Source organism: Paraburkholderia phytofirmans PsJN (assembly GCF_000020125.1).
GTDB classification, from domain to species: Bacteria; Pseudomonadota; Gammaproteobacteria; order Burkholderiales; family Burkholderiaceae; genus Paraburkholderia; species Paraburkholderia phytofirmans.
This window is the reverse complement of sequence record NC_010681.1, coordinates 3,396,851-3,411,352: the sequence shown is the minus strand read 5'-3', so window position 1 is coordinate 3,411,352 and position 14,502 is coordinate 3,396,851. Positions and strand designations below refer to the sequence as shown.

General features: G+C 60.8%; 15 protein-coding genes and 1 other RNA gene. 3 read left to right on the top strand and 13 right to left on the bottom strand.

The annotated features are described in order from the left end of the window. Positions 1-13: 13 nt before the first annotated feature. Genes BPHYT_RS15000 through BPHYT_RS14985 form a run of 4 tightly spaced genes read right to left on the bottom strand, consistent with a single transcriptional unit; the run spans position 14 to position 5,281 of the window. The gene (locus BPHYT_RS15000; RefSeq protein ID WP_012433995.1) at positions 14-265 is read right to left on the bottom strand and encodes a formate dehydrogenase subunit delta; all 252 of its coding nucleotides are present in this window, start codon (positions 263-265) and stop codon (positions 14-16) included. Between the two features lie 8 nt (positions 266-273). After that, a complete protein-coding gene (gene fdhF / locus BPHYT_RS14995) occupies positions 274-3,222 on the bottom strand; it encodes a formate dehydrogenase subunit alpha (protein ID WP_012433994.1) in 2,949 nt (982 codons plus the stop codon). A gap of 14 nt (positions 3,223-3,236) precedes the next feature. Then, the gene (locus BPHYT_RS14990; protein ID WP_012433993.1) at positions 3,237-4,799 is read right to left on the bottom strand and encodes a formate dehydrogenase beta subunit; all 1,563 of its coding nucleotides are present in this window, start codon (positions 4,797-4,799) and stop codon (positions 3,237-3,239) included. Next, on the bottom strand, positions 4,796-5,281 hold the full coding sequence (locus BPHYT_RS14985; protein ID WP_012433992.1) for an NAD(P)H-dependent oxidoreductase subunit E: 486 nt from the start codon (positions 5,279-5,281) through the stop codon (positions 4,796-4,798). The genes BPHYT_RS14990 and BPHYT_RS14985 overlap by 4 nt, the downstream gene beginning before the upstream one ends. 134 nt (positions 5,282-5,415) lie before the next feature. On the opposite strand from BPHYT_RS14985, the gene BPHYT_RS14980 reads away from it, so the two are divergent. Both BPHYT_RS14980 and BPHYT_RS14975 read left to right on the top strand, forming a co-directional pair. After that, positions 5,416-6,495 (top strand): substrate-binding domain-containing protein, encoded by a 1,080-nt coding sequence (locus BPHYT_RS14980; protein ID WP_012433991.1) that lies wholly within the window; start codon positions 5,416-5,418, stop codon positions 6,493-6,495. Positions 6,496-6,603: 108 nt separating this feature from the next. Beyond that, on the top strand, positions 6,604-6,870 hold the full coding sequence (locus BPHYT_RS14975) for a hypothetical protein (RefSeq protein WP_012433990.1): 267 nt from the start codon (positions 6,604-6,606) through the stop codon (positions 6,868-6,870). Between the two features lie 107 nt (positions 6,871-6,977). Here the strand turns inward: BPHYT_RS14975 and BPHYT_RS14970 are convergent, their stop codons facing one another. Then, the gene (locus tag BPHYT_RS14970; RefSeq protein ID WP_012433989.1) at positions 6,978-7,337 is read right to left on the bottom strand and encodes a COG4315 family predicted lipoprotein; all 360 of its coding nucleotides are present in this window, start codon (positions 7,335-7,337) and stop codon (positions 6,978-6,980) included. A 558-nt stretch (positions 7,338-7,895) separates the two neighbouring features. Between BPHYT_RS14970 and BPHYT_RS39450 the strand changes: the two genes are divergently transcribed. Beyond that, positions 7,896-8,024 (top strand): hypothetical protein, encoded by a 129-nt coding sequence (locus BPHYT_RS39450; RefSeq protein WP_274378457.1) that lies wholly within the window; start codon positions 7,896-7,898, stop codon positions 8,022-8,024. A gap of 623 nt (positions 8,025-8,647) precedes the next feature. Here the strand turns inward: BPHYT_RS39450 and BPHYT_RS14965 are convergent. The 8 genes from BPHYT_RS14965 to ompA form a co-directional block, all read right to left on the bottom strand. Beyond that, complete coding sequence (locus BPHYT_RS14965; protein WP_012433988.1) at positions 8,648-9,265, bottom strand: type VI secretion system amidase effector protein Tae4; 618 nt, start codon at positions 9,263-9,265, stop codon at positions 8,648-8,650. Between the two features lie 3 nt (positions 9,266-9,268). Beyond that, the gene (locus BPHYT_RS14960; RefSeq protein WP_012433987.1) at positions 9,269-9,823 is read right to left on the bottom strand and encodes a PAAR domain-containing protein; all 555 of its coding nucleotides are present in this window, start codon (positions 9,821-9,823) and stop codon (positions 9,269-9,271) included. Next, complete coding sequence (locus BPHYT_RS36680) at positions 9,820-10,083, bottom strand: hypothetical protein (protein WP_012433986.1); 264 nt, start codon at positions 10,081-10,083, stop codon at positions 9,820-9,822. The genes BPHYT_RS14960 and BPHYT_RS36680 overlap by 4 nt, the downstream gene beginning before the upstream one ends. A gap of 526 nt (positions 10,084-10,609) precedes the next feature. Next, complete coding sequence (locus BPHYT_RS39640) at positions 10,610-10,801, bottom strand: phage integrase central domain-containing protein (RefSeq protein ID WP_407669137.1); 192 nt, start codon at positions 10,799-10,801, stop codon at positions 10,610-10,612. A 508-nt stretch (positions 10,802-11,309) separates the two neighbouring features. Next, positions 11,310-11,679: a transfer-messenger RNA gene (gene ssrA, locus BPHYT_RS36915) on the bottom strand. A 113-nt stretch (positions 11,680-11,792) separates the two neighbouring features. Next, complete coding sequence (gph, locus tag BPHYT_RS14945; RefSeq protein WP_012433985.1) at positions 11,793-12,506, bottom strand: phosphoglycolate phosphatase; 714 nt, start codon at positions 12,504-12,506, stop codon at positions 11,793-11,795. A 31-nt stretch (positions 12,507-12,537) separates the two neighbouring features. Then, complete coding sequence (ubiG, locus tag BPHYT_RS14940) at positions 12,538-13,236, bottom strand: bifunctional 2-polyprenyl-6-hydroxyphenol methylase/3-demethylubiquinol 3-O-methyltransferase UbiG (RefSeq protein ID WP_012433984.1); 699 nt, start codon at positions 13,234-13,236, stop codon at positions 12,538-12,540. Between the two features lie 192 nt (positions 13,237-13,428). Then, complete coding sequence (ompA, locus tag BPHYT_RS14935; protein ID WP_012433983.1) at positions 13,429-14,076, bottom strand: outer membrane protein OmpA; 648 nt, start codon at positions 14,074-14,076, stop codon at positions 13,429-13,431. Positions 14,077-14,502: the final 426 nt, after the last annotated feature.

Sequence of the window (14,502 nt, the reverse complement as noted above, 5' to 3'; positions counted from 1 at the left end):
CCGCCGCGCCTGGCTACACTGTCGCCGGCGCCGCCGGCGTCAATTGCTCGCGGTGTTTAACGAGCGCCTCCGTGACGATGGCCGACATCTCGATGCCGCTCGCATCCGGTTCATCGAGCGAAGCCAGCAACGCGCGCCGCATACGCGGCTCCCAGAAACGGCGGATATGGTCGGCGATGCCGGCGAGCGCTTCCTCGCGGTCCGGCATCGAATCGAAAAAATCGCCGATCCGGTTGGCCATGTCGATCAGGTTCTGATTGTCCATGGCCGCCCTCACTTGCCCGATGTCGCGTTGGCCAACTCGCGTTGCTTCAGCAGATCGAGCTGTTCGGTGTTGAAACGCGAATACTCTTTCTGCCATTGCGACGGCTGTTCGACCGGCATTACCTGCACCGCGGTCACCTTGTACTCCGGACAGTTGGTCGCCCAGTCCGAGCTATCGGTGGTGATCACGTTCGCGCCCGACTCAGGAAAGTGGAATGTCGTATAAACGACGCCCGGTTGCATGCGCTCCGTCACCTTCGCGCGCAACACGGTTTGTCCCGCGCGCGATTCGATGCCGACCCAGTCGTCGGTCTTGATGCCGCGCTCTTCGGCGTCATGCGGATGGATTTCCAGCCGGTCCTCGTCGTGCCAGCGCGAGTTCTCGGTGCGGCGGGTTTGCGCGCCCACGTTGTACTGCGACAGGATACGGCCCGTAGTGAGCAGCATCGGAAATTTGCGCGTAACTTTCTCGGGCGTCGCGATGAACTTGGTGATCACGAACTTGCCCTTGCCGCGCACGAAACTGTCGATGTGCATGGTCGGCGTGCCGTCCGGTGCATCTTCGTTGCAAGGCCACTGAATGCTGCCCATCTCGTCGAGCTTTTTGTACGAGACGCCGTGGAAAGTGGGCGTGAGACGCGCGATCTCGTCCATGATCTGCGACGGGTGCGTGTAGTCCATTTCATAGCCGAGCGCGCGCGAGAGCATCACCGTGACTTCCCAGTCGGCGTAACCCGGCACCGGCGGCATGACCTTGCGTACGCGCGAAATGCGGCGTTCCGCGTTGGTGAACGTACCGTCCTTTTCGAGGAACGACGAACCCGGCAGCAACACGTGCGCATACTTGGCAGTCTCGTTCAGGAAAATATCCTGCACGACGATGCATTCCATCGACGACAACGCGGCCGATACGTGATGCGTATTCGGATCCGACTGCACGATGTCTTCGCCCTGGCAGTACAGCCCCTTGAAGGTGCCGTGCACGGCGGCGTCGAACATGTTCGGAATGCGCAGGCCCGGTTCCGGTTGCAGCGTGACGTTCCAGGCGTCTTCGAACAGCGTGCGCGTGACCGTGTCGCTGATGTGGCGATAGCCCGGCAGTTCGTGCGGGAACGAGCCCATGTCGCACGAGCCCTGCACGTTGTTCTGGCCGCGCAGCGGATTCACGCCCACGCCTTCGCGACCGATGTTACCCGTCGCCATCGCGAGGTTGGCGATGCCCATCACCATCGTCGAACCTTGCGCGTGTTCGGTGACGCCGAGGCCGTAGTAGATCGCGGCGTTGCCGCCGGTCGCATAGATGCGGGCGGCTTCGCGCACGAATTGAGCCGGCACGCCGGTCACAGCCTCGGTTGCCTCGGGTGCGTTCTCCGGCAGCGCGACGAAATCGCGCCACTGCTCGAACGCGCGCGTTTCGCAGCGCTCGGCGACGAACGCTTCATTGACGAGGCCTTCGGTGACGATCACGTGCGCCAGCGCATTCACGACGGCCACGTTGGTGCCCGGCCGCAATTGCAGATGATGCGAGGCCTTCACGTGCGGCGTATCGACGATATCGATGCGCCGCGGATCCACGACGATCAGCTTCGCGCCTTCACGCACACGCCGCTTCAGACGCGAGCCGAACACCGGATGGCCGTCGGTCGGATTCGCGCCGATCACCATAATCACGTCGGCCTTATCCACGGACGCAAAAGTCTGCGTGCCCGCCGATTCGCCGAGCGTGGTCTTCAGTCCATAGCCAGTCGGCGAGTGGCAAACGCGCGCGCAGGTGTCGACGTTGTTGTTGCCGAACGCCGCGCGCACGAGCTTTTGCACCAGGTACGTTTCTTCGTTCGTGCAACGCGACGACGTAATGCCGCCGATCGAATCGCGCCCATGCTTGGCCTGAATGCGGCGGAATTCCGAGGCCGCATACGTGAGCGCTTCTTCCCAACTGACTTCGCGCCACGGATCGGTGATCTTCGCGCGAATCATCGGCTTGGTGATGCGGTCCTTGTGCGTCGCGTAGCCCCAGGCAAAGCGGCCCTTCACGCAGGCGTGGCCTTCATTGGCCTGGCCGTTCTTGTGCGGCACCATCCGCACGACCTCGTTGCCCTTCATCTCCGCCTTGAACGAGCAGCCGACGCCGCAATACGCGCAGGTGGTGACGACCGAATGCTCGGCCTGACCGAGCATGATGACGGTCTTTTCCTGCAAGGTAGCGGTCGGGCACGCGGCCACGCACGCGCCGCACGACACGCATTCCGATTCCATGAACGGCACGTTTTCGCTGGCCGCCACGCGCGATTCGAAACCACGTCCGGCGATGGTCAGCGCGAATGTGCCTTGCGTTTCCTCACACGCGCGCACGCAGCGATTGCAGACGATGCACTTGGACGCGTCGTAGGTGAAGTACGGATTCGACTCGTCTTTCTTGTCCTTCAGGTGATTCGCGCCGTCGAAGCCGTAGCGCACTTCGCGCAAACCCGTTACGCCCGCCATGTCCTGCAGTTCACAGTCGCCGTTGGCGGGGCAGGTGAGGCAGTCGAGCGGGTGATCGGAGATATACAACTCCATCACATTGCGGCGCAACGACTGCAGACGATCGGTTTGCGTGCGGACTTTCATGCCGGCTTCGACCGGCGTCGTGCACGAAGCGGGATAACCGCGCTTGCCTTCGATTTCCACCAGACACAAACGGCACGAGCCGAACGGTTCCAGCGAATCGGTTGCGCAGAGCTTCGGTACGTTGACGCCCGCTTCGACGGCGGCGCGCATGACTGAGGTGCCGGCGGGAACGGTGACGGACTGGCCGTCGATTTCCAGCGTGATGTCGATATCGGCGTGACGCTCGGGCGTGCCGAAATCGGTGTCGTCGAAGAAGGAGCGGGGCGCGCGCTGTTGCTGCGCCTGCGATTTACACGCGCAGTTGCCGGAACCGCAGCCGCCAGTGGGAGAGTTGAGCACGTCGGACATGGTGGGCTCCTGGGTCAGGCCGCTTTCGGCGTGTGATGAGATACGTCGGCGAGACCGAAGTCTTCGGGGAAATGATCGAGCGCGGACAACACCGGGAACGGGGTCATGCCGCCCATCGCGCACAGCGAACCGGACACCATCGTGTCGCACAGATCGCGCAGCAACTGCACTTGTCGTGTGGACGTGTCGCCGTTGCGAATCCGTCCGATCACTTCGACGCCGCGCGTCGAGCCGATCCGGCACGGCGTGCATTTGCCGCACGATTCGAGCGCGCAAAAGTGCATGGCGTACTGCGCGAGTTCGGCGAGATTCGAGGTGTCGTCATGCACGACGAGGCCGCCGTGACCCACCACCGCGCCGACTGCCGCGTACGCCTCGTAGTCCATGGGAATGTCCCATTGGCTTTCCGGCAGATACGTGCCCAGCGGGCCGCCCACTTGTACCGCGCGCGCCGGCCGGCCACTCGCCGTGCCGCCGCCGTAGTCGTACAGCAATTCGCGCAGCGTCACGCCGAACGCGAGTTCGACCAGGCCGCCTTGCTTCACATTGCCCGCGAGTTGGAACGGCAGCGTGCCGCGCGAGCGGCCCATGCCGAAGTCTTTGTAGAACGCCGCGCCGCGCGCGAAGATGATCGGCACCGTGGCGAGCGTGATGACGTTGTTGATCACGGTCGGCTGGCCGAACAGGCCGACGAGCGCCGGCACCGGCGGCTTGGCGCGCACGATGCCGCGCTTACCTTCGAGCGATTCGAGCAGCGCCGTTTCCTCGCCGCATACGTAAGCGCCGGCGCCTTTCGCGACGAACAGTTCGAAGCGATGTGCCGAGCCGAGCACGCGGTCGCCGAGCCAGCCGGCGGCGCGCGCTTTGGCGATGGCGGCTTCGAGCGTGGCGATCGAATGCGGATACTCGCTGCGCACGTAGATATGGCCGACCGTCGCGCCGGTCACGACACCCGCGATGATCATGCCTTCGATCAGCACGTACGGATCGCTTTCCATCACGAGGCGATCGGAGAATGTGCCGGAATCGCCTTCGTCCGCGTTGCAGACGATGTACTTCTGCGCCGCCTTGGCGCCGCGCACCGTGCGCCATTTGATGCCGGCGGGGAAGGCCGCGCCGCCGCGGCCGCGCAGGCCGGATTCGATCAAGGCTTCGCAGGCGGCGTCGCCGTCGGTTTGCAAAGCGTTGCGCAAGCCTTCGAGGCCGCCGTGGGCGACGTAGTCGTCGATGGAAAGCGGGTCTGTAATGCCGATCCGGGCGAACGTCAGGCGCTGCTGCTTCTTCAGATACGGAATCGCGTCGACCACGCCGACGCGGTTTGCGTGCGCGCCCCCTTCAAGGAAGCCGGCGTCGAACAGCGCCGAGACATCGCCGGCTTCGATATTCGCATAGCCGATGCGGCCTTCAGAGGTCTGAACTTCAACGAGCGGTTCGAGCCACAGCAAGCCGCGCGAACCGTTACGAACCAGTTCGATGGCGAGGCCACGGCGTGCTGCTTCGTTTTCAATTGCCTGTGCGAGCGCGTCAGCGCCCAGCGCCAACGCCGACGAATCGCGGGGAACGTAGATGCGCGTCATGCCGTCACCTCCACGCACTTGCTGGCGGCCGCGAAGATCGCGTCGAACTTTTGCGGCGTGACTCTGGCGTGCAGCGTGCCGTTGAGCATCAGCGCCGGCGACAACGCGCATTGGCCGAGGCAGTACACCGATTCCAGTTCCACCGTCGCGCCGTGCTGATGTTCGCCGTCGAAGCGGCAACCCGTGTGCGCCTCGATATGTTGCGCGAGCGCTTCGGTGCCCATGCTGCGGCAGGCTTCCGCGCGGCACAGTTGCACCGTGACGGGCGCGGGCGGCTGCGTGCGGAAGTGGTGGTAGTAGGTGATGACGCCGTGCACTTCCGCGCGCGACAGATTCATGGCGCGCGCGAGCGGCGCGACCGCGGCGGGTGGCACGTAACCAACTTCGTCCTGGATCGCGTGCAAGACCGCTAGCAGCGACACGCCCGGTTGCGCGTGACGCTCAACGAGTTGATCCGGCGCGATGGCGAGGGAATCGTCCAAGTGGGGGCTCCTCCAAAGTCATATATGCACTTGTTATTCATAATGCGTGCACTTATGCTTCGTTTATTCGATATGGGATAGCCGAACAATAGGCGGGCATTTCGGCCGATGCAATAGGAAAGAGTTAAACATATATGGTCAGAATCGAGTGTCAGGTGCAACTGGTTGTGAAGGGCCCGGACGGCCGGGAGGCAAGCCTGTCGGACGTGGTGCCGCTCCTTGCACTGGTGAACGAATCCGGCAGCATCGCGCAGGCGGCGACGCTTAAGGGTTTGTCCTACCGTCATGCATGGGGTTTGCTGCGCAGTATCGAAGAGCGTCTAGGCGGGCCGCTGATCGCAAAGGAGCGTGGCCGCGGCTCGGTGCTCTCCGAACTCGGGCAGGCGGTGTTGCGCGCGCAGCGTCTGTGCGGCGAGCGACTCGACGGCAACATGCAGGCACTCGCCAGCGAAGTGGCGAGCGATCTGAACCGCTGGCTCGCGCCGCCCGCCGACGACGTGCGCATCTTCGCGTCGCACGGCTATGCGGTGGCCGCGCTCGTGACGGCGCTGGTCGCCGACGATTTGCCGGTCGACATCAAGTATCGCGACAGCGTGGACGCCGTCAGCGCGCTTGCGCGCGGCGAATGCGATCTGGCCGGCTTCCATTTGCCGCTCGGCGAGTTTCGCTCGGTGTGTGCCGATGCGTATCGGCGCTGGCTCGATCCGCAGCGTCACGTGCTCGTACATCTCACGCGACGCAAGCAAGGGCTTTTTCTTGGCAAGGGCAATCCCAAGGGAATTGCCGGCTTGGGCGATCTCGCGCGCGACGATATTCGGTTCGTGAATCGACAGCCTGGTTCCGGCACCCGTATGTTGCTCGATCTCGCGCTACGGAAAGTCGGAGTCGATCCGGATCGGGTCAATGGCTATGCGTCGGCCGAACTCACGCATTCGGCGATTGCGGCGTTCGTCGCGAGCGGCATGGCGGATGTGGGTTTTGGCGTGGAGCCCGCGGCGCACCACTTCGGTCTGGACTTCATCCCGATTGTCGACGAAGACTATTATTTCGCCTGCGACCGCGCGCGCCTCGAACGTATGCCGCTGGCGACGGTGCTCGGATTGCTGCGCGGCAGCGCGTTTCGCCGTAGCGTCGACCAGCTCGAAGGCTATGACCCGCAAGACTGCGGCAAGGTAGTCGATCTCGAAGAGGGCTTGGGCGAAGCGGTGGCGTAAGCGGCCGTAAACATTTGCGTGTATCTGGCGCTGCGAGTGGCGTCCGTTTGGGATACTCTCTAAGCTTCCGCTTCCGCCTAAACCGCGCGTTACGTCGCGCCGATCCTTATGAAAGTCATTCTTCACGCATGTGCTGCCGTTGCGACGGCTGGTGTGCTCCTCGCGACCGCATCGGTTGCTTTCGCGCAGAATTCGCCGGGTGTTCCGGGCGGCATTCTGCAAGATCAGTTCCGTCTCGCCGAGCATCCGCAAATGCCGTTTGCGGCGTCTACTCCTTCGGGCAAATACCAGACTGGCAAAAAATCGGCCATGCGCAAGCGCGGCGATCTGGGCGATCCGAATGGCTGCAATCTGCAGTGTCCTAAAGACGAATAAGCGGACGCGCGTGTCCGTTGTTGGTGCGACGCCGGCGTTCTGCCGGCGTCTTCCGTTTGGCTCCCAGGTTCAGTCTGGCTTAGTTGTCGTAGGCTCGCGGCGCGCGCTTAAGGTTTTGCCGTGTGCCACATGTCCTTGAAGCCTTCTCCCTTCATGTCTCCCGCCTGCTTGTCCGCTGCGTAGCGATAGAGCGGATGGCCCTTGTACGCCCATTGCGGCTTGCCGTCTGCGCCAGTGATCACGGTCCAGTCGCCGGACGGTTTGTCTGACGCGCTCGCCGTGGCCGCGGGCCAGTAGTTCATGCAGCCGCCGGTGCAGGCGCTCACGCCGGGCGTGGTGTCCTTGTCGAAGGTGTAGAGCGTCATGCCGTCTGCACTAACGAAACGCCCGTCGACGATTTTCGGTGCTTCGGCGAAAGCGCTTTGTTGGAGGGCGAGAAGGGCGAGGCAGAAGAGAGTCTTGCGCATGATGTCGGCTCCTGATTTTGGTGTTGGTCTCACGCGAGGCACGGCGTGCGCGCGTGAGGATCAAACGACTGAGCAGATGCGTTTATTCCAATCGTTTCTTCGCGAGACGATCGGAATTGGATCCGTCAGGGAACGGCGCGTGGATGAGATAGGAAAAGGATAGTGCGCTAAAGCGCGCTGCGGGAAGGACGCGAGGGATAAGAAAAAACCCGCAAGCAGCTGTATTGATCCCGCACTATCAGCCGCTTCGCGATGGGCTGAATGATGGACTGATATGGCACTCTTTGATAGGCAGGCGCAGAGCATTGCGGCCCGGCGACAGACCGGTTTTTGAAGGCAAGGTAACGGGGCTCATGCTTACGCCCACAAAACCGGCAGCAAATGGACTTTGCGATTCACCCGTCCGGCTACAGGAAAGCGGCGCGATGCGGGCCTTGGACCCTGCCCGAAACGCCCATTGCAGATGCACGCGAACGGCGTGCGGCGGTGAAGTGTGCGGTGCGGCGTGGAATGAGTTCGACCTGGAAGAAGGCGTGTGGACCCATTTCAGGCGAACGAATGAAAGCGAAGCAGGCGCACCGCCTGGCGCTGTCAGCCCCGGCGCTCGTACTCGTCAAAAAGCTGAAGGAACAGAAGCTGCCTGAGACGCTCGTATTCCCTTCGCCGCGCAGGAAGGGTCGTGAGTGACATGTTGCTCACGTCATTCCTGCGCCGCATGAATGCAAAAAGCGATACGGCAGGGCGCGTGGCAACCGCGCAAGGGTTTAGAAGTTCGTTTCGGGATTGCGCTGGCGAAATGGCTACGCGCGCGACCTTGCCGAGCGGGTGCTCGCCCATACAATCTCGAACAAGGTTGAAGCGGCTTGTCACCGAACCGATTTGATAGAACAGCGCCGCCCGGTGATGGAAGCGTGGGCACAGCTCGTCTTGCCGTTGTAGTTGTTGTGCTAGCATCAATAAAAAACCCCGCTGAAGCGGGGCTTTTCGCTAACTCTCTAGAATAACCGCACTGACAAAATAGAGCGCCACGCACAGAATCGTCGCGCCGCCTGTGCAGTATGTCCACCGCCTCACCGGCCATCGCTGCCATGCGTAAGCATTGACACCAGCCGCTAAAGTGGCGGGGCCGAATATGAGCAGGTACAGAATGAGCCAGTTGTACCAAGGAAATACGCATTTGCCCAGTTCGTGGCAGCCGTGCACAACCATGTGTGTATCGCGAAACCAGTCGAATCTGCTCAGTGTAGTCAGGCAAGCCCATGTAATAACGAGTCCGTATCCAATTCCTCCAAGGCTAACGACGAACCGTTTCACTTGATCTCCCAAAAAAGGGTTTCTTTTGAACTGCGTAAATCAGAGAAGCCGAACGAAGTACCTGCGAAGAGGGAGTTCATCCCAAACATTCGCCCGACCGTTGCAACGGAGTCTACTGGGCCGCTGATCGTCAATCGAGAACCGTTCCATAGGTCAATGTGTCCGCCGCTTGCGTCTGCTGCGCTTTCACCGTCCCGCGTCCAATAGCGCGAGAACTGAATGATGCCAGTTCGCCCTTTGACCTTCGATTCCCATTCTTGCCCGGTAATGTCCTCGGCGTTCGGCAGACCGGCAAGAGGGCGCAGCTTCAACCATTCACCAAGCTCATCTGCACGAGTTGCCGTTGGTTTGCCATCAAGGATGATTCGCCCAATCGTAGATTGGCTCGATAGTGGACGCACCAGTCTCGAAGAAAACGACTTCATTTCAATGCCGACGCGATGGAAAGTAACGCTCATGCGAATCGTGCATTGATCCTTGTATACAGAATTATCATACGGATTTCCCGACGGATATGCTGCCCACAACTCGGCAAAGGTAACAGCGTTCAACTGCACTTCCTTAATGGAGTTAGGCGTCGAGTTAGTCCTGACTATTGTCCTCTTGTTCGGCATTATTCAGACTTCCTGTTTTGCAAGGGCTGCATCGCCCCAATGAACGGTGTAATCGTCGGCGGCATCAGAGTGGACGCGCGGCAGGTGGCCGCCGTGATCCAATCGCCCCGAGAGAGTCCGCCCGTGCGCTGTTTCGATGAAATACGGATAGCCTGCGGATGCTCCGCGCCCGGTCGCTGTGATCTGCTCGTCGTATGCGCCAATTGCGACTGAAGCGACGCCGCCGCTGACGGTTCGGCTCGACGCAACCTCACCCAATGATTCGGCCATGTCGTCACACCACGACTCGCCGGAAAGTGTGGCGAGAATATGCGGTGGCGACGGGCATTTGCAAAGGACGATATCGCGGTCGGCGGCGGTTTCGCCCATGAAGTCAATACGCCGGGGGCCGCCGGCCTTCGCAATCGTGCCGGCGCTCTTGGCTTCGCAATAAGCCGTTCCTCCGATGAGGGCGACCTGGCGACCCGCATCACCCATAGTAAAGAGCGGACCTGCATAGGGCAGTATCTCGCCACCGCGTTCCAGCCTGTCACCGACTACGGCGATTCGACGCATCATGATTCCGTGGCCTGTTCCATGTGGTACTCGACGCGCGCCATGTCATCGCGTGCGCGCGCCTTATCGCCCCAATACACCGTGTAGTCGTCGCTACTCTCGCGGGCATCAATGCGCGATAGCTGTCCATATGCATCGAGGCGTCCCGCGTGCATCTGGCCGTCTGGTGTCTCGATCAGATACGGATAGCCGTCGAGCCTCACGCACGCGGCGGCGTGGACCTGTTGGTCATATATCGCTTCGTTTTTCTGCTGATCCGGCATTTTCAAGTCTCCTGTCCTGATTAAGTCACTCCGCCGCATCGCGCGGAAACCGACACGCTGACACGGCAAGGCATTACCCCGCATGATTGGCCGACAGCCATATCGGACAACTCTGAAAACAGATGACGGGCTGCTGTTTGTTGACGTGACACAGTGCTTTGCCCGCTCGTGCCGCAATGGAATATTTATCAGGCATGAATTCAGGGATGCGTAGCACTCTTGCGATGCTGTCAACAAAAAAAGCCGACCATAACGGTCGGCTTCAGGTCACTACGGCGTCGCGAATGTGCGGCTACCTGTCGCGAGCTAATACTGCGCGCACGTCGCCAAGGCCATCCTCGAACAAGCCAAAGATCGACGGCTGTCCCTGCAATGGCAGACCGGCAAACTCCTCGGCCACATCCTTAAGACTCAGCAGCCCTGCAAGGGCGCGCAACTGGTCAAGGCAGGTTAGTGCGATATCCCCGCGTTAATTTGATGAAAAAGCAGCGACGTCGGACGGCAAAGCTGTGCTTTTGTTCCGAGTCTACGAAGATTGCCCGACGCGCGACCGGACGCGGTGAGCAGTTTCGATTGTTCCTTTTTTCTCGACGTGCTGAAGTACGTCGAGTACTTCGGCCAGCTCTATCAACGTTGTGGGGCGGTCACCAACGTACGGGAAGACGTGCACCTCAAGCCTCCTCAAATTTCGATCCGCGTGCGACTTCGATTGGTCCACCGTAAATTTCGCATGGCATTCGCGCGCAACTGCTTCGAAGAATTTTTCGGAATTGATCGCGGCCTTCCTTGCCTCGCCGGGGTTAACGCCCTTGGACAGCTCTTTTTTCGCCGCTTCTCGCGCACGTCTTTCAAACTGACCGTTGGGTAGACGCCAAAGCGCCAGCAGCTTTTCCTTGCTGGCAAACCTGTATTAAGCCGCCAATAGCGCGCGCCGTTGGGGCGCACCTAGGTAGATACCGCCGCCATCGGCGAGCTTGTCCGGCTTCTCGCAAGGTGGGGGTCCGCGAATTTCCGCGTCTGGTAGCGGCATAGTCAACCCGATCTGGGCATGTTCTGGCTGCTTGGGGGTATCGGGGCAAAGGAAGACGATCTGTACTCCCGGAAATACCTCCAGCACCCTCCGGATTAGTCAGGACGATTACAGGCGAGCCAGGAAAAGCAAAACCCCGCGAAGCGTTAGCTGGCGGGGTTCTTGGGACATCCTGCGAGGAATCGGGATGATGTATTGGTGGAGGCGGCGGGAATCGAACCCGCGTCCAGAAGCACTCTACGACTAGTTCTACATGTGTAGTTCTGTCTTTTGATTTAACCATAGTGACGCGGACGAACACGCTTCACTACGGCGATTCACTAGGTTTTCGACCCGGATGTCGTGACACCACCAAGGCTTAACTGACGTATATGACCTCTGTCGGTATTGCTACCGGTCTTGCGACTCTAGCCCGTCAGTGAACTAGGCAGAGGACGGCGGCCCTTAGGCTGCCAGTGCGAACGTTTCGTCGTTTGCAGTTACGTTTTTCCCGCTGATTTACGAGGTGACGGGGCCTCGACATGCCCTAGCCGCTTCGCAACCCCTGTCGAAACCAGGTCGCCCCCGCGGTTCGTTGCTCAAACTTCTGAGCCAGACGGAGATTTTACAATAGATCGACGGCCACGTCCTGACTCATTGGCGCGGCCGGCGCGGGGGCTCGGCTTTTGCCGCCTGCGCTTCAGCCGAGGTCGCGCAGCAGCCTCTGCAACTCCGCCGGCGATTGGACGACGTGTTGCGCATGCCATTGCGTCGGCGGGATGTCGTTGCCGCAGTAGCCGTACGCCGCCGCGACCGTCTTCATGCCGGCGGCGAAACCAGCCTGCACGTCGCGCAAATCGTCGCCGACGTAGACGATGCGCTCCGGCATCACGTCCAGTTCGCGCGCCGCGTGCAGCAATGGCGCTGGGTGCGGTTTCGAATGCGGCGTAGTGTCGCCGCTCACGACGCAACCTGCGCGCTCTTCAAGGCCGAGTTGTGCGATCAGCGGCTCGGTAAGCCGCGCCACTTTGTTCGTGACGATGCCCCAGCGCACACCGCGTGCGTCCAGCTCGTCGAGTATCTCGGGGATGCCTGGAAACAGCGTGGTCTCGATGCACAGGTCCGCCTCATAGTTGGCGAGGAACTCCTCGCGCATCGACGCGAACTCGTGGCTATCGGGGCCGATTCCGAACGCGCCGCCAATCAGCCCGCGCGCGCCCGCGGACGCAAGCGGGCGCAGATCTTCGAGCGGTACCATCTCGAGCCCGCGATCGTGGCGCATCTTGTTGACGGCCGCCGCGAGGTCGGGCGCCGTGTCGGCTAGCGTGCCGTCGAGGTCGAACAGGACGGCGTGGCAAAGACCGAGTGCATCTTCGTTGTCTTCGCGTTGGGGCAGGGGCGTGGGATCGCTCATTGGTTCGATAGGTCCGGCAGGTCGGGGCGGATCAAACGTCGCGGCGGCAAGCGAGCATGTAGTTCACGCTCGTGTCGGCGGACAGCATGAAATGCTTGCTGAGCGGGTTGTACACGATGCCTTTGATATCGGCCGTGCGCAGGTCGGCGGCGCGCACGAAGCTCGCCAGTTCCGACGGGCGAATGAAGCGCGCGTAATCGTGCGTGCCTTTGGGCAGCATGCGCGCGATGTATTCGGCGCCGATCACGGCGAACAGGTATGACTTCACGTTGCGGTTCAGGGTGGAAAAGAACACCCAGCCGCCGGGTTTCACCAGCGTCTTGCACGCCTCGACGATGGCGGCAGGTTGAGGCACGTGCTCGAGCATTTCCATGCAGGTCACGACGTCGTACTTCGCGGGTTCGCGGGCGGCGAGCGCCTCGGCGGCGATTTCTTCGTAATCGACGGTTACACCACTTTCAAGGCTGTGAAGATCGGCCACGCCCAAAGCTTGGGTCGACAGGTCGATGCCCTTCACATGCGCGCCCAAACCGGCCATGGACTCGGACAGAATGCCGCCGCCGCAGCCGATATCCAGCACCGTCTTGCCCGCGAGATGCGCGTGCGCATCGATCCACTTCAGGCGAATCGGATTGAGCTCATGCAAGGGCTTGAATTCGGCATTCGGGTCCCACCAACGATGCGCGAGATCGCTAAATTTCTGCAGTTCGTGGGGATCGGCGTTGGTCATGGCGGAAGCTGCCTCGAAGAGAGCGGTGAGCGGGCGCTCGAGGATAAACCCTGAGTATATAGGGCGCGGGACGGACGGCAAAATGCCGCTTGCTGGAGGGTCGGCGCGGTGCCCGATGTGGCGTCGCACCTGTGGCTGGACATAAAAAAAGCCCCGCCGAAGCGGGGCTTTGATACTGCGGTATTTTGTAGCTTACTGCTTCGAAGTACCGACAACTTCGACTTCCACGCGACGATCCGGTGCGAGGCAGGCGATGAGTTGCTTGCGGTTCTTCTGGTTGCAACCGGTCGTGACCGGGTTGCGCTTGCCCTTGCCTTCCGTGTAGATACGGTTGGATTCGATACCCTTGCTGACCAGGTATGCCTTCACAGCTTGAGCGCGGCGCAGCGACAGACGGTCGTTGTACTTGTCCGAACCGATGCGGTCCGTGTAACCCGTTGCGACGACGACTTCCAGGTTCAGCGCGCCGATCTTCGATGCCAGATCGTCCAGCTTTTCCTTGCCAGCCGGCTTCAGGATTGCCTTGTCAAAGTCGAACAGTGCGTCAGCTTGATACGTAATCTTCTGGCTCGTAATAGCCGGTGCAGGTGCGACCGGAGCCGGCGGAGTCGGAGCTTGAGCAACCAGAGCGCCGTCGCACTTTGCGTTGGCCGTTGCCGGAGTCCAGAATGCATCGCGCCAGCACAGCTCGTTCGTGCCGTTCATCCACACGTATTCGCCGGTACCATTCACCCAGTTGTCGTTCGTAGCTTGTCGCGACGCCGGCACCGACTGTGCCATGGCGGATGCAGCCATAACCGCGGTAGCTGCAATGAACGCGAGCTTTGAAAGTTTATTCATATTTCTCCTCTCGAAATTGAGATTACCGCAGGTTTACTGCGAGCCTGTTGACGAAGACAAGTCATACATTGCTCGAAGTATAACATCGGTGTAGAACAAAAAACGTGCTGTGTAGACTTCGAGCAGTGTCTAACTCTTTGTGCGTTGGCATTTTGCCATATCGTTCCCTTCCAACGATAAAAAAATCTGCCCCCCATCAAATCACCCTCCAAATGTGGTGCATGCGCAACAAAAGCAATTCCCTGGAGGCTCCGCCAGTCATGGCTCAGCGGCGAATTGCCCCACGCACGAATCGAGCCTGACCGGTTCCAAAAATAAGCGTCGACGAGCGCTCCGCGCATATCCCACTAATAGGTATACGTACCTTCGTCGGGAGCGGTTTCGCGGCATGTTAGAATCGCGTGATGCGTTGCGCCTGCAATGCTT